The sequence below is a fragment of the Pantoea sp. LS15 genome, assembly GCF_012241585.1.
Lineage (GTDB): Bacteria > Pseudomonadota > Gammaproteobacteria > Enterobacterales > Enterobacteriaceae > Enterobacter.
This window is the reverse complement of record NZ_JAAVXA010000004.1, coordinates 19,729-37,782: the sequence shown is the minus strand read 5'-3', so window position 1 is coordinate 37,782 and position 18,054 is coordinate 19,729. Positions and strand designations below refer to the sequence as shown.

The 18,054-nt window shown below is 56.6% G+C and carries 18 protein-coding genes; 7 read left to right on the top strand and 11 right to left on the bottom strand.

Annotation, left to right across the window (positions count from 1 at the left end):
- Positions 1–26: 26 nt before the first annotated feature.
- Positions 27–305: a YeaC family protein gene (locus HED65_RS07795; protein WP_028017183.1), complete on the top strand. Its 279-nt coding sequence runs from the start codon at positions 27–29 to the stop codon at positions 303–305.
- A gap of 60 nt (positions 306–365) precedes the next feature.
- Here HED65_RS07795 and chiD read toward each other — a convergent pair whose 3' ends face one another.
- The 4 genes from chiD to sppA form a co-directional block, all read right to left on the bottom strand.
- Complete coding sequence (gene chiD, locus HED65_RS07790; RefSeq protein ID WP_114978127.1) at positions 366–1,622, bottom strand: chitinase ChiD; 1,257 nt, start codon at positions 1,620–1,622, stop codon at positions 366–368.
- 170 nt (positions 1,623–1,792) lie between these two features.
- Complete coding sequence (gene pncA, locus HED65_RS07785) at positions 1,793–2,434, bottom strand: bifunctional nicotinamidase/pyrazinamidase (protein WP_114978126.1); 642 nt, start codon at positions 2,432–2,434, stop codon at positions 1,793–1,795.
- A gap of 9 nt (positions 2,435–2,443) precedes the next feature.
- Entirely contained in the window at positions 2,444–3,460 is a 1,017-nt protein-coding gene (ansA, locus tag HED65_RS07780) for an asparaginase (RefSeq protein ID WP_028012774.1), read from the bottom strand.
- Positions 3,461–3,523: 63 nt separating this feature from the next.
- The gene (gene sppA / locus HED65_RS07775) at positions 3,524–5,380 is read right to left on the bottom strand and encodes a signal peptide peptidase SppA (RefSeq protein WP_114978125.1); all 1,857 of its coding nucleotides are present in this window, start codon (positions 5,378–5,380) and stop codon (positions 3,524–3,526) included.
- 167 nt (positions 5,381–5,547) lie between these two features.
- Between sppA and HED65_RS07770 the strand changes: the two genes are divergently transcribed.
- The 3 genes from HED65_RS07770 (at position 5,548) to HED65_RS07760 (ending at position 9,171) form a co-directional block, all read left to right on the top strand.
- Positions 5,548–6,099 carry an NAD(P)H nitroreductase gene (locus tag HED65_RS07770; protein ID WP_114978124.1) on the top strand — a complete coding sequence of 184 codons (552 nt, stop codon included), beginning with the start codon at positions 5,548–5,550 and terminating at the stop codon, positions 6,097–6,099.
- 116 nt (positions 6,100–6,215) lie between these two features.
- Complete coding sequence (gene selD / locus HED65_RS07765) at positions 6,216–7,259, top strand: selenide, water dikinase SelD (protein WP_114978123.1); 1,044 nt, start codon at positions 6,216–6,218, stop codon at positions 7,257–7,259.
- Between the two features lie 4 nt (positions 7,260–7,263).
- Positions 7,264–9,171, top strand: coding sequence for a DNA topoisomerase III (locus HED65_RS07760; protein ID WP_114978122.1), 1,908 nt, complete (start codon positions 7,264–7,266; stop codon positions 9,169–9,171).
- 43 nt (positions 9,172–9,214) lie between these two features.
- Here HED65_RS07760 and gdhA read toward each other — a convergent pair whose 3' ends face one another.
- The gene (gene gdhA / locus HED65_RS07755; RefSeq protein ID WP_114978121.1) at positions 9,215–10,558 is read right to left on the bottom strand and encodes an NADP-specific glutamate dehydrogenase; all 1,344 of its coding nucleotides are present in this window, start codon (positions 10,556–10,558) and stop codon (positions 9,215–9,217) included.
- A gap of 228 nt (positions 10,559–10,786) precedes the next feature.
- Between gdhA and HED65_RS07750 the strand changes: the two genes are divergently transcribed.
- Positions 10,787–11,059 (top strand): YnjH family protein, encoded by a 273-nt coding sequence (locus tag HED65_RS07750; protein WP_114978120.1) that lies wholly within the window; start codon positions 10,787–10,789, stop codon positions 11,057–11,059.
- Here HED65_RS07750 and HED65_RS07745 read toward each other — a convergent pair.
- On the bottom strand, positions 11,019–11,435 hold the full coding sequence (locus HED65_RS07745; RefSeq protein ID WP_129996064.1) for a pyrimidine (deoxy)nucleoside triphosphate diphosphatase: 417 nt from the start codon (positions 11,433–11,435) through the stop codon (positions 11,019–11,021). The genes HED65_RS07750 and HED65_RS07745 overlap by 41 nt on opposite strands.
- 75 nt (positions 11,436–11,510) lie before the next feature.
- Between HED65_RS07745 and HED65_RS07740 the strand changes: the two genes are divergently transcribed.
- Positions 11,511–12,080 (top strand): carboxymuconolactone decarboxylase family protein, encoded by a 570-nt coding sequence (locus HED65_RS07740; RefSeq protein WP_114978118.1) that lies wholly within the window; start codon positions 11,511–11,513, stop codon positions 12,078–12,080.
- The gene (locus tag HED65_RS07735; RefSeq protein ID WP_114978117.1) at positions 12,073–12,690 is read left to right on the top strand and encodes a CDP-alcohol phosphatidyltransferase family protein; all 618 of its coding nucleotides are present in this window, start codon (positions 12,073–12,075) and stop codon (positions 12,688–12,690) included. Before HED65_RS07740 ends, HED65_RS07735 begins: the two co-directional genes overlap by 8 nt.
- Here the strand turns inward: HED65_RS07735 and HED65_RS07730 are convergent.
- From HED65_RS07730 to HED65_RS07710, 5 genes are all read right to left on the bottom strand, one after another.
- Positions 12,687–13,994 carry a sulfurtransferase gene (locus HED65_RS07730; RefSeq protein ID WP_114978116.1) on the bottom strand — a complete coding sequence of 436 codons (1,308 nt, stop codon included), beginning with the start codon at positions 13,992–13,994 and terminating at the stop codon, positions 12,687–12,689. The genes HED65_RS07735 and HED65_RS07730 overlap by 4 nt on opposite strands.
- A 73-nt stretch (positions 13,995–14,067) precedes the next feature.
- Positions 14,068–14,688, bottom strand: a complete 621-nt coding sequence (locus tag HED65_RS07725) for an ATP-binding cassette domain-containing protein (RefSeq protein WP_114978115.1) — start codon at positions 14,686–14,688, stop codon at positions 14,068–14,070.
- A complete protein-coding gene (locus HED65_RS07720) occupies positions 14,688–16,217 on the bottom strand; it encodes an ABC transporter permease family protein (RefSeq protein WP_114978114.1) in 1,530 nt (509 codons plus the stop codon). The genes HED65_RS07725 and HED65_RS07720 overlap by 1 nt, the downstream gene beginning before the upstream one ends.
- Complete coding sequence (locus tag HED65_RS07715) at positions 16,190–17,359, bottom strand: ABC transporter substrate-binding protein (protein WP_114978113.1); 1,170 nt, start codon at positions 17,357–17,359, stop codon at positions 16,190–16,192. The genes HED65_RS07720 and HED65_RS07715 overlap by 28 nt, the downstream gene beginning before the upstream one ends.
- A 6-nt stretch (positions 17,360–17,365) precedes the next feature.
- A complete protein-coding gene (locus tag HED65_RS07710; protein WP_114978112.1) occupies positions 17,366–18,049 on the bottom strand; it encodes a TVP38/TMEM64 family protein in 684 nt (227 codons plus the stop codon).
- Positions 18,050–18,054 lie beyond the last annotated feature (5 nt).

Genomic DNA, 18,054 nt, shown 5'->3' with positions numbered 1-18,054 from the left:
AATTATTCCTTTGAAAAGGAGAGATCGTGAATATTGATGACATGATTAACGGTATGACGCCGGAGATTTATCAGCGTCTGGTTACCGCCGTAGAACTGGGAAAATGGCCTGATGGCGTCGCACTTACCCCGGATCAAAAAGAGAACAGTTTGCAACTGGTGATGTTGTGGCAGGCGCGCAATAACACGGATGCGCAACACATGACTATCGACACCCAGGGTCAGATGGTGATGAAGAGTAAGCGCGAATTGAAAGAAGACTTTGGGATCACGCCGAAGCCGATTGCGACAATGAAAATGCAATAACGGTGCGGGCTGATGCCTTCACCCAACCCTCTCCCACGGGGAGAGGGCTTGATTGCTTCACTACTTATGTGGGATACCGAGCGACTCCGCCAGCTGTTTCGCTAGCAGGTTTTCGTCGTCAGCCCCGTACTCCCAGAACATCGCCCCGGCGAGACCTTTCTCTTTGATGTAGTCCGCTTTGATCGCAACGGAACGCGGGTTCTCATACGAAATCGCAAACAGCGCCTTGCCATCTGTGCCCTTCACCGAGAGCCACGGCACTTTCGCCTGGTCGTCCCAGTGCTCGGTAAAACGCTTCTGCGGATCGTTCAACAGCTTCTTCACGATATCGTTGTACTTCACGTAGGTATCTTTGCTCAGGTCGTAGCCGAGTGACTTAAATAACCCGATCTCCTGAGCCCCAAAGTACGGCTGGGTGACAGGATTTTTTTGCGCGTCCGGTTTGCTCCAGTCAATACCCGGTTCAACAGAGCGTTTCGGCACGCGGCCATAGAAGCCGATCCCAAGGTTCATTTGCTGTGGCTTTAACCCGGCGGCAAGATAGTTGTTCACCACAAAATCGACGCTGTATTTGTCTGCGGCAGCCACCGTCGGCCAGGCGCTGGAATCATACAGATTGGCGTTGAAGTACTGTGTACCGTACGCCATGTCATAGGTCATCAGGTTGATGTAGTCGAGCAGGGGAGCGATGGCTTTGACATCCACCCAGCTTTTCGGACTTTCCGCATTGGCGCCTACGGCAATGGTAACCAGTTTTTTGTGCCCGAAGGCGTCGCGCATCTCTTTCAGCAGGGCGGTGAAATTATCACGGTCAGCAGGCGTGCTGGCAACCAGTCCCCATGCGCCGTTGACCGGATACTCCCAGTCGAGATCGATCCCGTCCAGAGCGTATTTTTCGACAATCTCCTGTGCGGAGCGGATGAACACAGTGCGACTCTCTTTGGTTGCAGCTGCTCCCGAAAAACCACGCGCCCCCCAGCCGCCAACGGAGAGTAGCACTTTAAGGTTTGGATTTTGTTTTCGCAGGGCAGGGATCAGGGCCAGGTCGGAAGCAACTTTTGGTGATAACCAGATCTGATGCAATTTCGCCGGATCTTTCAGGGCCGCGTTGGTTTCGTCTTTTTCATCGTTATAGACCAGACCAAACGAGTAGTTGAGGTGGGTGATCTGGCGAACGTCCAGTTTGTTGATATCGCCACCCGGTCCGGCGGTGACATCGCCACCCCCGTTAAAGTAGCCCACGGACATCAGGGAACTGGCGGAGGCAACTGACGCGTAAAGCAAGGGTAATGCTGCCAGCAAGGGCAAACGTTTCATACAAGTTCCTCTTTGACTTAATAAAATTAACCACGCCACGGAAAAGGCGTGGCGAAAAAACAGCCTAAAGAGAATAGCATTGCCGCTTCGCTGAGGATGCGAGGGAGTTCACTTTATGGACGATCGGAGGGGGATTGCCGGGTGCGCTGACGCCACCCGGCTAAAAAGGTTTACGCCTGTGTTTCCAGCCAGTCTTCGAGCGTATACAGCGTCGCGCCTTCTGCTGCCATATCCATAAACGCCTGAGCGCTGTCCTGCGGATGAATGTTCACCCCGCGGCAGCCGTCGGTGATGACGCTGACGGTATAACCTAACTGGAGCGCATCCAGCACGGTGAACTTCACGCAGTAATCCGTTGCCAGACCCAGCACGATCAGTTCCGTGATTTCGTGGTGACGTAACCACGCGTCCAGCGCTGTTTTCTGGCGATGCCCGTTATCGAAAAACGCGCTATAGCTGTCGATAGCCGGGTTTTCCCCTTTATGGAACACCGCGTCGATGGCCTTCTGATTCAGGAGCGGATGCAACGCCGCACCTTCCGTCTGCTGCACGCAGTGATCAGGCCAGAAGGTTTGCGCCAGGCCGTCAAGTTCACCCTGGCTGAACGGCTCTACGTTGTGCTGACTGGCAAAACTACCGTGATTCGCCGGGTGCCAGTCCTGGCTTGCGACAACCGCTTCACCGCGGGTTTTGCACCAGCCGATCAGCGTATTTGCCACATCAACCGTGCTGTCACCTTCGGCGACGGCCAGCGCACCGCCCGCGCAGAAATCATTTTGCAAATCGACCAGGAGCAGGGCGCGTTGCTTCATGAGACCTCCTTATTCGTCAGGCGTCAGTTCGCCGCGCAGGTTTTGCATCATCGCGCGGCGAATGGACTGAATATCCAGATCCTGACTCAGTAAATAGTGAAGTTTAGTCAGCGTTGCCTCAACGGTCATATCGAAGCCACTGATCACCCCCGCATGCGCCAGCGCGTTACCGGTGGCATAGCCGCCCATGTTGACCTTTCCGGACATACACTGGGTCAGGTTCACTACCACGATCCCGCGCTCGCTCGCTTCCTGCAACTCTTTCAGGAACTCGCCGTTCTGCGGCGCATTGCCCACGCCATAGGAACGTAAAATCAGCGCTTTCACTGGCTGGCGCAGGAAGTTGCGCACCACGTCGGCGGAGATACCCGGGTAAATGGTGACCACGCCAATCGGTTGCGGGGTGATCGGATGCACAATCAGCTCGCCAGCGGTGTTCGGTGCCGGAGGTGTTCCCAGACGACGAATATGAATACCGGCTTCCAGCAGTGGCTGCAGGTTAGGGGAGGCGAAGGCGTCAAAACCGTCGGCATGGGCTTTAGTGGTGCGGTTGCCACGATACAGACGGTTATTAAAGAACAGCGACACTTCGTTAATCGGGTAATTCGCCGCCACGTACAGGGAGTTTAGCAGGTTGATCTGCCCGTCAGAGCGAAGTTCCGCCAGCGGGATTTGCGACCCGGTTACAATCACTGGCTTGCTCAGGTTCTCCAGCATGAAGGAGAGCGCCGAGGCGGTGAACGCCATGGTGTCAGTACCATGCAGGATCACGAAACCGTCGTACTGGTCGTAATGGGCTTTAATGTCATCCGCGATGTGCTGCCAGTCTTCCGGCGTCATGTCGGAGGAGTCCATCAGCGGCTCGTATTCGTGGATAGTAAAGTCAGGCATTTCCGGGCGGTGGAATTCTGGCATCAACGCAAGCTGACGCTGAAGGTGGCCGGAGACAGGGATATAGCCGTTTTCAGAGCGCTGCATACCGATGGTACCGCCAGTGTAGGCTACATAAATCGATTTCTTCTGCATGGTAGTGAGTTCTTGTTCTTCAAAAGAAAAAATCCCCTCTTCGCAGGAAGAGGGGACGGTTTTTTAACGGACGTTCGCGCAGGTCAGGCAAAACGCGTAACGACTCTGTGGATCATTAAAGGCCGCGAGTTTATCGCTTTCCGCTTTCATCGCTTTTGCTGCCGTCACGACCGGCGCAGGCAGATACGCCTGTAATGCCTCAGGCAACATGGCGCGAACCGAGCCGGACATACTGTTCATCACCAGATCAAAGAACGACGGTTCATCCTGGTAATACTCAACATGCCACTGCTTGAGCTTCGCCAGTTCAGCGGCTTTCTTCACCGCGTCATCGAAGTCGCCCAGGCTGTCGACCAGGCCGTTGCTCTTCGCATCCTGACCGGTCCAGACGTGACCCTGTGCAATCTGGTCGATCTGATCCGGCGTCTTTTTACGGGAATCTGCCACCAGAGTGATAAAGCGTTTGTAGCCATTCTCAATACTGAGCTGCATCATCTCAGAAACTTCCGGCGGCAGGGATTTGGTCACCGACACATCCGCCAGCGGAGAGGTGGCAACGCCATCGGTGTGCACACCCAGCGAATCCAGGCTGTTTTCTACGGTGTTGATCACCCCGAAGATACCAATCGAGCCGGTCAGTGTGCTTGGGTTGGCCACGATGTAGTTGGCTGGCGTTGAGATCCAGTAACCACCAGAGGCGGCCATTCCGCCCATTGATACGACTACCGGCTTGCCAGCGGCACGCGCTGCTGCCAGTTCAGCGCGGATCACCTCTGAAGCACTGACGCTGCCACCAGGGCTGTTCACTCGCAGGACAATCGCTTTCACTTTCGGATCAAGACGAGCATCACGGATTTGTGACGCGGTGGTATCACCGCCCACATTCCCCGGTGTTTCCTGACCGTCCATGATGGCTCCGTTGGCAAACACCACGGCGACGCTGTCACCACTGTCATCCGGTTTTTTCGTCGAGTAATCATACATACTGATAGCGCTGTAATTTTTGTCCTCTTTGCTCCAGCCAAACTGTTTGCTCAGGGATTTTTCAATCTCGGCACTTGTGCCCAGGGCATCAACCAGTTTGTTATCGAGCGCATATTTTGCGGTATCACCGTCAACCTTGCGCAGGCCTTCCAGCACGCCCTGCGCGCCAGGGAACACCTGCTCAGGCGTAATCTGGCGGTTAGCGGCAACGGTGCCCAGATAGTTCTGCCACAGCTCGCCAATCCAGCGGCTGTCCGCTTCACGGGCGGCTGGGGACATATCATCGCGAATAAATGGCTCAACGGCAGATTTATAGGTACCGACGCGGAAGACGTGGGTGGTGACTTTCAGCTTGTCGAGTAAAGATTTGTAGTACAGCCCATTGGTGGCAAAGCCGTGCAGGTCGACCGTACCTTGCGGGGAGAGCCAGATTTTATTGGCAAAGCTCGCCAGATAATATTGCCCCTGGCTGTAGCTGTCCCCCACGGCAATCACCGGCTTACCACTGTCACGGAACTCTCGCAGCGCTTTACCGATGTACTGCATGGAAGGCTGATCGCCTCCGGCAAAGTCTTTCAGATCCAGCACGATCCCCGTGATGTTACGGTCGTCTTTCGCCTGACGAATGGTATCGACAATATCGAACAGAGAGTTTTCCTGCAGGCGGTCTGATGTTGCGCCAAACAGCTGACGACTGATCGCCCCCAGACGGTTGCTGGTGGACGGTTTATCGACAATGACGCCAGTGATGTCCAGTAACAGCGCCCCACGAGTCGAATGTTGCGCCTGATTCGCATTGCTGATGTGCATCCAGAGGCCCGCGCAAACCAGAACCAGGAAGATGAAAAAGATGTTCATCACCAGGTTGCGGACGAAGTTGAGCAGTCGCCACGTCCATTTAAAGAAACCGGCAAAGATTCGCCAAAGGGTTCGCATGTATTCTCCCTAACCAGAAAATGACTGTTTCCGTCGCCACTGGACGGTAATGTTGGGTTATCGTAATGACCCAACCGCCACTTGTCAGCAGGAATCGCCTGCCAGGCTGTAACAAAATCTGCCGTCGTGTTAATTTTGTGAGTAAATTTCAAGAAAGGAGTTAACCAATGGACGCTCTCGAACTGCTTGTTAACCGCCGTAGCGCTTCCCGTCTGGCCGAACCTGCCCCGGCAGGCGAGCAACTGGAGAACATTCTGCGTGCCGGCATGCGTGCCCCGGATCATGGCACACTGCAGCCGTGGCACTTCTTTGTGATTGAAGGCGAAGGCCGTGATCGTTTCAGTCAACTGCTGGAGCAGGGCGCGATTGCCGCCGGACAGGATGAGAAAGGTATCGACAAGGCGCGCAGTGCCCCGTTCCGCGCACCGATGATCATCGCTGTCGTGGCAAAATGCCAGCCTGAACATAAAGTGCCGGTCTGGGAACAGGAAATGTCCGCAGGCTGTGCGGTGATGGCGATACAAATGGCTGCCGTCGCACAAGGATTTAACGGTATCTGGCGCACCGGTGCATTAACCGAAAACCCGGTGGTTCGTGACGGTTTTGAGTGCGGAGAGCATGACAAAATTGTCGGTTTCCTCTATCTCGGCACCCCGCAGCTAAAAGCCTCCAGCACCATCAGCGTGCCGGACACCACGCCTTTCGTCAGCCGTTTCTGATAACGCACGCTAAACTGTCTGGATTCTGAGCATCTGCCGCAGAATTCAGACAGTCATACTTACCTCTTTATGGAATGAGCGCTACCATAGCGCGATTGAGATGACAGGAGACGTCCATGAGCGAGCAAACCATTCGTTTAACGCAGTACAGCCACGGAGCCGGTTGCGGTTGTAAAATTTCCCCGAAAGTGCTGGAGACCATCCTGCACAGTGAACAGGCGAAGTTTGTCGACCCGAACCTGCTTGTCGGCAATGAAACGCGTGACGATGCTGCAGTTTATGATTTAGGTAACGGCACCAGCATTATCAGTACGACTGACTTCTTTATGCCGATTGTCGACAATCCGTTTGATTTTGGGCGCATTGCGGCCACCAATGCCATCAGTGATATTTTCGCCATGGGCGGTAAGCCGATTATGGCGATTGCCATTCTGGGCTGGCCGATCAACACCATCCCGCCGGAAGTTGCCCGCGAGGTGATTGATGGTGGGCGTTTTGCCTGCCAGCAGGCGGGGATTGCGCTGGCCGGTGGTCACTCAATTGATGCGCCTGAGCCTATTTTTGGCCTTGCCGTCACCGGCGTGGTTCCCACTGAACGCGTGAAGCGCAACAGCACTGCGCAGGAAGGCTGCAAACTGTTCCTCACCAAGCCGCTGGGCATTGGTGTTCTCACTACCGCTGAGAAAAAATCCCTGCTGAAACCGGAGCACAAAGGTCTGGCAACGGAAGTCATGTGCCAGATGAACCTCGCCGGTGCGGCTTTCGCCAATATTGACGGCGTGAAGGCAATGACCGACGTGACCGGTTTTGGTCTGTTGGGGCATCTTTCCGAGGTCTGTCAGGGTGCGGGCGTGCAGGCACAGGTCTGGTATCAGGATGTGCCGAAGCTGCCGGGCGTGGAAGAGTATATTGCTCAGGGCGCGGTCCCGGGCGGTACCCAGCGCAACTTCGCCAGCTACGGTCATTTGATGGGCGAGATGCCTGAAGAATGGCGTAACCTGCTGTGCGATCCGCAAACCTCTGGTGGCCTGCTGCTGGCGGTCACACCGGAATCCGAAGCAGAGGTGCAGGCCACTGCCGCCGAGTTTGGTATTACCCTGACGGCGATCGGTGAGCTGGTGACCGCGCGCGGTGGCCGACCGATGATTGAGATCCGTTAATTCGATGCGGTTGTTTATTGCCGAAAAGCCGAGCCTGGCGCGTGCCATCGCCGATGTGCTGCCTAAACCGCACCGCAAAGGCGACGGCTTTATCGAATGTGGCAACGGGCAGGTGGTCACCTGGTGTATTGGTCACCTGCTTGAGCAGGCGCAGCCGGATGTCTACGACAGCCGCTATGCTCGCTGGAATCTGAACGATCTGCCCATTGTGCCAGAAAAATGGCGTTTGCAACCCCGGCCCTCCGTTACCAAACAACTCAACGTGATCAAGCGCTTCCTGCATGAGGCCGCTGAAATCGTCCACGCGGGTGACCCGGACAGAGAAGGGCAACTGCTGGTCGATGAAGTGCTGGACTATCTGGAACTGGCACCGGAAAAGCGCCAGCAGGTGCAGCGTTGCCTGATCAACGACCTCAACCCGCAGGCCGTTGAACGAGCGATCTCCCGTCTGCGCGCCAACAGCGAGTTTATCCCGCTGTGCGTCTCCGCGCTGGCCCGCGCCCGTGCGGACTGGTTGTACGGGATCAACATGACCCGCGCGTATACCATTCTGGGACGTAACGCGGGTTATCAGGGCGTGCTCTCTGTGGGCCGTGTGCAAACGCCGGTGCTGGGGCTTGTTGTGCGTCGCGACGAGGAGATTGAGAACTTTGTCGCCAAAGATTTCTTTGAAGTGAAAGCGCATATCGTCACGCCTAAAGACGAACGCTTTACCGCTGTCTGGCAGCCGAGCGATGCCTGTGAATCGTATCAGGACGAAGAGGGGCGACTGCTGCACCGTCCGCTGGCGGATCATGTGGTTAACCGGATCACCGGTCAACCTGCAATTGTCACCAGCTATAACGATAAACGGGAATCAGAACCTGCGCCGTTGCCGTTCTCGCTCTCAGCTCTGCAGATTGAGGCCGCGAAGCGCTTTGGCCTCAGCGCGCAGAACGTGCTGGATATCTGCCAGAAGCTCTACGAAACCCATAAGCTGATCACCTATCCGCGTTCGGATAGCCGTTATCTGCCGGAAGAGCACTTTGCCGGACGTCATTCGGTGATGAACGCCATTAGCGTCCACGCACCGGATCTGCTGCCGCAACCAGCGGTGAACCCGGATACCCATAACCGCTGCTGGGACGATAAAAAGGTGGACGCCCACCATGCGATTATCCCGACGGCGCGCGCCAGCAACGTTAATCTGACCGATAACGAAGCGAAGGTTTATAACCTGATTGCCCGTCAGTACCTGATGCAGTTCTGCCCGGATGCGGTGTTCCGTAAGTGCGTGATCGAGCTCGAAATCGCCAAAGGGAAGTTTGTCTCCAAAGCGCGTTTCCTGGCGGAAGCCGGGTGGCGTACGCTGCTGGGCAACAAAGAGCGTGATGAAGAGAACGACGGTACGCCGTTGCCCGTCGTTGCCAAAGATGACGAACTGCTGTGTGAGAAGGGTGAAGTGGTTGAACGTCAGACCCAGCCGCCACGCCATTTCACGGATGCGACGCTGCTTTCAGCCATGACGGGGATAGCCCGCTTCGTGCAGGATAAAGATCTGAAGAAGATCCTGCGCGCAACCGACGGATTGGGTACCGAAGCAACGCGTGCAGGTATTATCGAACTGCTGTTTAAGCGCGGTTTTCTGGAGAAAAAAGGGCGTTACATCCATTCAACGGAACCCGGACGCGCACTGATTCATTCGTTGCCAGAGCTGGCGGCAAGGCCAGACATGACGGCACACTGGGAGTCCGTATTGACGCAAATCAGCGAAAAACAGTGCCGCTATCAGGACTTTATGCAGCCGCTGGTGGGGACGCTGTACCAGCTGATCGATCAGGCGCGCAGCACGCCGGTGAAGCGGTTCAGAGGGATGGTTGCGCCAGGTGCTGGCGCGAAGAAACCATTTAAAAAGAAGAAGAGTGCGGCATGAGTTTATAGGCCGGGTAAGGCGTAGCCGCCACCCGGCGAAAAACTTAAATCACACCCTGCCCAATCATTGCATCCGCCACCTTCACGAACCCGGCAATATTCGCGCCGCGCACGTAGTTGGTTTGCGATGCCTCACCGCCGTAATCCACACACGCATGGTGAATATCCAGCATGATATGGTGCAGGCGCGCATCCACTTTCTCTGCTTTCCAGCCGAGACGTGCGGCGTTTTGCGCCATCTCAAGACCTGATGTCGCCACGCCGCCCGCGTTCGCTGCTTTACCCGGTGCAAACAGCACGCCTGCTTCCAGGAACAGATCGGTCGCTTCGATGGTGGTTGGCATATTCGCGCCTTCAGCCACTGCTTTCACGCCATTGCTAATCAATGTACGGGCAGCTTCCACATCCAGCTCATTCTGTGTCGCACACGGCAGGGCGATATCCACCGGCACGCCCCACGGCTGCTTGCCTTCGAGCCAGGTCAGGCCAAACTCCCGTGCATAGTCCGCCACGCGCCCGTCGCGGCTGGCTTTGATTTCACACAGACGCGCCAGCTTTTCAGCCGTGAAGCCCGCTTCATCCACCACCGTACCGCCGGAGTCAGAGGCGGTCACCACGCGAGCGCCAAACTGCATCGCCTTCTCAATCGCGTACTGCGCCACATTACCGGATCCGGAGACGGCGACGCGCATACCTTCAAAACCTAAGCCGTGACGCTTGAGCATGGCTTCGGTGAAGTAAACCAGCCCGTATCCGGTCGCTTCCGGGCGGATCAGGCTCCCGCCAAAGGATAATCCTTTGCCGGTAAAGACACAGGCACTATTGTTGGAGAGTTTTTTCATCATCCCGGCCATAAAGCCGACCTCCCGGCCGCCCACGCCGATATCCCCCGCCGGGACGTCGGTGTCCGGACCAAGATGGCGATAGAGTTCGGTCATCAGCGCCTGACAGAAACGCATCACTTCGCCTTCGCTTTTGCCTTTCGGGTCAAAATCACTTCCGCCTTTACCTCCGCCCATTGGCAAGGTAGTTAGCGCATTTTTAAACGTCTGCTCAAAACCAAGGAATTTCAGGATCGACAGGTTCACCGAAGGATGGAAGCGCATCCCACCTTTAAACGGGCCGATAGCGGAGTTGAACTGCACGCGCCACGCGCGGTTGACCTGGACCTGATTGCGGTCATCCACCCAGGTCACGCGGAACTGGATCACGCGCTCTGGCTCTACGAGGCGCTCAAGCAGAGACATCTGACGATAACGCGGGTTTTCTTCAAGGAAGGGCCACAGAGTGGTCATCACTTCACGTACGGCCTGCGCAAACTCACTCTGGTGCGGGTCACGCTGTTGAACATGGGTAAGGAAACTTTCCAGAGAACGTGTCTGATCCATAGATATAAGAACCCCTTATGGTATTTTATGGTTATTGCTTATGCGATTTGTGTTGTTTTTTTGACTATACCACCCGCACTGCTTTGTCAGGCAAGCAGAAATTCATGCGGAAAGGGAAATTAATCATACGCAGTGCGTCATAACAAAAAGCGATGGCGAGATAAATTAAAGGTTCTGCTTCGGTTAACCGTTATAGTTGTTAACAGAACACAACAGGAAGGCAAGTCTATGAACCGTTACGTGATGACCGCGTTATGTTTGATGTTTACCGCAGGCGCTCAGGCTGACCGTATTCGCCCGGATGTTCAGGTGAATGTGCCGCCGGAGGTCTTTAGCTCCAGCGGGCAAAGTTCCCAGCCCTGCAATCAGTGCTGCATCTATCAGGATCAGAACTATTCGGAAGGGGCTGTGGTGAAGGCGGATGGCGTCCTGTTGCAATGCCAGCGCGACGAGCGCGCCATCAGCACGAACCCGCTGGTCTGGCGTCGCGTAAAACAATAAAGGCTTCCAGCAGGGGAATATCCGCGGGGGCTAAGGCGTAGCCGAATGCCTCTTCAGGCGTACACCACACCAGCGCGCTGTGGTAGTGCGCCGTCGGTTCACCGCTAAACGCGGGGACGTGCCAGGCATGAAGGTTGATTAACCGCTGCGAAACTTCCCGCTGATGGCTTGCCACATACTGCCCCGGCTGGGCCTGAATACCGAGCTCCTCCCACAACTCACGGGCAAGCGCCTCTGGTTGTGTCTCTCCGGCTTCAACTTTTCCACCAGCGAATTCCCACATACCGGGTTGGTCAGCATGTGCGGGACGCTGCGCGAGTAAAATTTTCTGGTCTTTTTCGATGATTGCCGCAACGACATCGACTGTTTTAAGCATGGTCATCAATACTTGAAAGCGAAAACCACCATATTATCTTGCCCTTTGTCAGAGTCCAGTCATCAGGAGAATCAGGTGAAAGAAACCTCCACCTGGGTAGCGCCCATCTCAACCCTTCCGGCGAGTTTAAAACCGATTGCCGCCATGCAGAAAAAACACTTCGGTGCCGTGCTTAACCCCACGCGCTGGTGGGGGCGTATGCCGCGTCTTTTCTGGCTAGTGGCGCTGTTTGTCGGTTTCCTCGAACGGCGTCATGCACGCCTGACGCCTGTGCTACGCTCGCTGCTGATGACGCGGGTGTCGCAGATATGCCATTGTGCTTTTTGTATTGATGCCAACAGTCTGCGCCTTGCCGAACGCGTGGGGGCGCTGGATAAAGTTCAGGCCGTCAGCCACTGGCGTGACTCCGCGCTTTTTAATGAGCAGGAGCGCGCGGCGCTGGCCTACGCGGAGGCCGTTACCGCCACGCCGCCGCAGGTGGATGAGGCGCTCAAACGCGACCTCAAACGTCTTTTCAACGATGAGACGATTACCGAAATGACGGCACTGATTGCGTTTCAAAATCTCTCCGCCCGCTTCAACGCCGCTCTCGATATCCCGGCGCAGGGACTGTGCGACACGTTAAAAGGAAAACCGCATGCTTGATCGACATATCCATCCACGGGTAAAGCCCGCCCTTAACCAGCTGGCGTCCTGGCTGGATAAACCCGGTATTACGCCCGACGGATTAACCGTGGCCGGGTTTGCCGTGGGCGTGCTGGCGCTACCGTTTCTGGCCCTCGGTTGGTATCTTGCTGCGCTTGTCGCCATCGTATTTAACCGCCTGCTGGATGGTCTGGACGGCGCGCTGGCACGCCGCAGAGGGCTGACCGATGCGGGCGGGTTTCTTGATATTGGACTCGATTTTCTGTTCTACGCGTTGGTACCGTTTGGCTTCGCACTGGCAGCTCCCGAAGAGAATGCGCTGGCCGCCGCCTGGCTGCTGTTCGCCTTTATCGGCACTGGCAGTAGCTTTCTGGCCTTTGCCGCACTGGCGGCGAAGCACGATATCGACAACCCCGGCTATGCGCACAAGTCGTTTTATTACATCGGTGGTTTAACAGAAGGGACGGAGACCATTGCGCTGTTTGTACTGTGCTGCCTGTTTCCGGCGCACTTTACGCTTTTCGCGTGGGTATTTGGCGCGTTGTGCTGGCTGACCACCACAACGCGCATCTGGAGCGGTTATGTGACGTTGAAGTCACTCAATTCTTAGAGGGAACTCTCGGGCCCGCGCTCGCCGGTTGAGACCGGGTTTTGCGGGTGGCTGCTCCATTCGTACCAGCCGCCGTCATAGACGGCGACGTTCTTCCAGCCCATCGCCCGGGCGTACATAAAGGTCTCAGAGGCTCGCCAGCCGGTACCGCAGTAAAATGCGACATGCTGTTCCGGCAGGATATTCCAGCTTTTCCACATGCTGGCGATGTCATCGGCGCTACGCATGGTGCCATCCGGGTTATGGAAATCCTCCATATGAGTGGCGTCGCTTCCGCTATGACCCCAGCGGGCACCGGCAATTTCACCTTTCGGTTTGATGTAGCTATAGCCGCTGGTTTCGCCAATAAACTCCGGCCACGAGCGAATGCTGACCAGCGAGGCATCCTGGCGATGCAACATCCCGCGCGCCTGCTCCATATCTACCATCAGCTGCGGCTGACCGGGGATCGGCGCACCAAAATCAGCGGCAGGTTTCACCTCTGTAGGCATACCACGTTCGACGGGCAGACCCGCATCTGACCACGCTTTCCAGCCGCCATCGAGAATACGCACATCCTTCACACCCGCATACAGCATAATCTGCGCCACGCGCGCGGCAGCATACACGTCACGGCCATACAAAATGACCGTGGTGTCATGACGGATACCGTGTTTTGCCAGCATCGCTTTCAGCTTGTCGTCAGAGACTTTATTCCACAGCGGCTCGCTTTCTACTTCGTTGGTGTCGATGTAGCCCGCACCGGGAATGTGATTCAGCAGATAAAACTTCGGTGCGCCCCAGGCAGCTTCAATCACTTTCCAGTCTCCCGCCGGAGCGGCAGTGACGGGTTTACCCTGCTGGAGCTGGTGGATCCACTGCGGGTAAACGAGTTGTTCGAAGTGAGGCAGACGCTGTAGACGAGCAGGCGTTTGCAGGGCATCGCTGAGAAGCGAAACATGAGTGTATCCGGCTTTCTCCAGACGGGCTTTCACGGCCTGGTTTGTGTTATCACCGCCGTAGAGTGCGAGGGAGGTTGCGGGCGTAAGGTGATGCTGTTTTGCCCAGATGGCAATCTGCTCGTCGCTCATCGCGTCAAGCCAGGAGGCTGAAAGATTGAGCGCGGCAGGTTCATGGCCGGAGGTGCCGCTTAGCGATTGTGGCCAGCCGTTATAAAAAGCACTGGCACGGGTGTCGATCACCGCACCGTGCTGTTCCTGAAGCTGAGACAGCGTTATTGTGTCAGGCATTTCAGCCGCCAGAGAGGAAAGGGAAGCGAGGCTGCAACACAGAGCCAGCGCGGTCAGTTGAGAAACACGTTTCATCGTATAACCTGACGTCAGTAAAAGAGGGGGGCATTGTCGTCTCTCCCGGAATGTAAAACATTGCGTTAGCACATCATTGCCAGCGAGAAATCGCAATCACTTCGCCACCAGGAGGAATATCTTCCTCATCATGCGTGACCAGAATAACTGGTATGCCGCGTGCCCGGACAACGTCAAACACCCATGTCCGAAACGTCGTGCGTAGCGTTTTGTCGAGGCGGCCGAACGGTTCATCCAGCAGTAGCGCCTGTGGCTCAGCGAGCAGGGCCCGCAGCAGACTGACCCTGGCGCGCTCCCCGCCGGAGAGCGTCGCCGGATCGCTGGTGTAGTGGTTTTTAAGCCCGGCGGAACTGAGAGCCTGCTCGACTGCTTCCCGCCGTGCATGCCCGACGATCCGCTCAGGCAGTGCCAGCAACAAATTTTGACCAACAGTGAAGTGGTCAAACAGCAGGGCATCCTGAAAGAGAATACCCAGCCCGCGGGATTCTACGGGAAGTCTGTCGCAGCGACGCTCGTCTAACCATAACTCGCCCTGTGCCTGGAAATCGTCGGACAGCGCACCCACCATCCAGGCAAAAAGAGTCGATTTCCCACTACCTGACGGTCCCATCAGGGTGACAATCTCTCCGCGAGGCACACAGAAATTGACCTCGCGGAAAAGCGGTACGATGGTGAGATCTTTTACCTTCAGCATTAACGTAATCCCTGACGATAGCGGCCCGCGAGCCGTGATAACAGTGCGGCAAGGCCGAACACCATGCCCGTAACCAGCAATAACCCCAGCGCCCGGTTAGCCAGCACCGGGATACTGCCCCCGCTGCTGAGTGCGACGGTCTCCGTGGTGAGCGTGGTGAAACGGCCCGCGCCCAGCCAGAGCGTTGGCATATATTGCGCCATGCTGACGGAAAAACCGGTGGCAAAAGCCAGCAGCGCCGGGCGCACCAGCAGGGGACATTTCAGCAGGCAGAAGATTTTTGCCCGTCGCCAGCCAAGTGTTCTGGCGGTAAGGATAAGCCGGGGATCGATCCTGCGCCAGGCGGGTTGCAGCACCAGTAGCATCCACGGTAACACCCACAGCAGATGGCTCCAGAGCACGGCGATATACTGCCCGTCGATACCCAGTCGCAACGCAATAAAATATTGCCCGGTGACGAGCGGTAGCGCCGGAAGGGCGAGGGGTAACCACACCCACAGCGTACCTCGCTGGGGTCCCCATTCGAGCCAGAGAAAAATGATGACCAGGGCCATCAGGCTGGAAAGCAGGCCGAAGGAAAGGCTGGTACCCACGGAGCCCATCTCGTCCCGCTGTGCCAGCATCAGCAGTACTGCTACGCAAAGTACGCCGCACGCGGGTAACAACCTGCTTATCGACCGCTCAGGCAGTGGGAGAGGAGACGTGCGACGCGTCCCCGGCAGTTCCGCAAGCGTGCGACGCCATACCTTCCAGACACCGTAACCCAGCGCGGCAAGTGCAGCCAGCAGCAGGAGGATGAGCAGGCATAGCAACATCCCTTTTGCTTGTTGCTGTGCGTCGCCCTGGCTGAGCCACTGCCAGGCCAGCACGGCCAGCGTGGGAGGGTTGCCCGGCCCGAGAACGATTGCCACATCCACGACCGAAATTGACCAGGCAAGAACGGCCAGCATCACCGCCCCGAGGACTGGGGCGATCGTCGGAAGGAGCAGCCAGTTGAGTATCTGAAAACGTCCATAACCGAAGGTTTGCAGTACAACTTTTTGCTGCGCAAGACGTTTTTCCGGCAGTACGGCGTAAATAGCCCACAGTACAAACGCACTCTCTTTGACGGCGAGCGTCAGGCCCAGCCCTGCACCGTATTGGTCCAGAGCAGGCGTACAGACGGTACAGGCCTGGTAAAAAAGACCACCTTCCGCAAACAGCAGTAAAGCGCTGGTGGCGAACGCCACGTGGGGAATGGCTAACAGCCACGGCAGGCGCGTGTTGAGGCGCCGCCAGCGTTTGCCGGGCCAGAGAAGCGCCAGCAGGGCAAGTGCGATTAACAAGGAACCCAGCGTCGCGATGAGCGTTGAGACCAGTGTGGCGACGAGCGCCTGAGGCAGTTGCGGGTCGTTAAACAGCGACTGCCAGTGAGTCATCGAAAATGCCGGGGCGAGCAGCATGGCGCCAGCGGGCAGGAGCGGCAGATAGATAGCCGCCATTGCCAGCCAGACAAGCCAATTCAACGGGTGCCGTAACGACGCAGCCATTCCTGCTCCAGCGCGTTAACCCAGGCCGATTGCGGCTCCGCCAGCACCTGCGGCAGCCCTTCAGGCGTGTGGGCTTGCAACTGTTTCGCTTCTCCTTCAGGGAGTAATTTGACATCCAGTACGCTCGGGTCTCCCCAGGTAGCCGGGTCAGCCTTGCGAATTTGCGCCTGTGGTGAAAGCAGGAAATTGGCGACCACTTTCGCACCTGCGCTCGCGCTGGCATTAGCCGGAATGGCGACAAAATGGACGTTACCGATCATCCCGTTGTGGAAACCAAAGCTGTAGCTGTCGGCAGGCAGTTCACCACTGGCGACTTTTTGTTGCGCATGTGCCGGGTTAAAGGTCAGCGACAGGTTCAGACTGCCGCTGGCAAGCAGGGCATCCATACGTGCAGGCGAAGGGGGAAAGTCTTTGCCTTCGCGCCACAGTAGTGGGTGGAGTTTGTCGAGGTAATCCCAGAGCGGGGCTGTTACCTGGGCAAAGGTGTTATCGGGTGCCTTTTGCAGCGCATCCGGCTGTGTGGTAAGTGTCAGGAGCAACTGCTCAAGAAACGCCGTCCCGGTAAAATCGGGCGGGCGTGGATAGCTGACTTTACCCGGATGCTGCCGGGCATAAGCCAGCAACGCCTGCGGATCCTCCGGCGACGTCGGCATGCTCTTTGTGCGTGCGATAAAGGTCAGTTGCGCGCCGCCCCACGGCGATTCCGCCCCGTCAGTGGGAACAGCAAAATCTTCCGTTACGGGTTTGCGGGTATCGACATAGCGCCAGTTTGGTAGTAACTGCGCCCATCCGGTTTGCAGCAGGTTAGCCTCTTTTAACGTGCGGAAATTTTCGCCATTAACCCACAGCAGGTCGACTGAGCCGTTGGTCTTACGTCCAGCGCTGGCTTCCGTCTGAATACGTTTTACCGCATCGGCGGCATCTGCCAGTGGGACAATTTTGAGGGTAATGGCGTAGTGCGTTTTCATCTCACCGCTTACCCACTCAAGGTAGCGGTTTACCGCCGGATCGCCGCCCCAGGCGTTAAACCAGACCGTCTGGCCTTTGGCTTGTTGTTGGATGGATTGCCAACTGTCTGCGGCATACAAAGGGGTTGCCAGCAGCAGGCTGGTCAGAAACGTGCAAAAACGCACACGGCGCATAATGCCTCACTTTTTAGACGAAGGGGTATAACGGGTAAATAGCCGGCGAGTGACCAGCGGCAATAACCCCAGTAGTGTAAAGGCGAATACCATACCCGGCGACAAAATATCGTGCAGCGTTGACACTTTTCCCAGTTCGCGCCCGGCGTTCAAAAAGACAACCGTGGCGGGCAGCATGGCGATCTGGCTGACCCACCAGTAACGACGTAGCCCAATGCGGGTAAGACCCATCAGCAAATTCACCAGAAAAAACGGGAACAGTGGCATCAGACGCAGAGCAAAAAGATAGCCTGCTCCGTCATGAGCCATGCCGGCGTTCACCGTTTTCATCTGCTGAGCAAACCGCCGCTGGACCCAATCGCGCAGCAGATAACGGCTGGCGAGCATCGCCAGTGTGGCACCGAGCGTGGAGGCAAACGAGACCAGTATGGTGCCTTCCCACAGAGGAAACAGCGCACCACCCAGCAGGGTCAGTATCGCCGCACCGGGTATCGACAGGGCGGAAACCACCACATAGAGCGCAAAAAAGATCAGCGCACTTTGTAGCGGCGCGTGTTCAACATGAGAGAGTAACGCCTGCTGGTGAGTTTTAATTCCATCCAGGGAGAGTGTGCCCGGAGGAAGCGCGATAAATGTCAGAATAAATGCGCCCAGAAGGGCGCACAGGAAGAGTCTTTTTCGAATGTTCACACGTG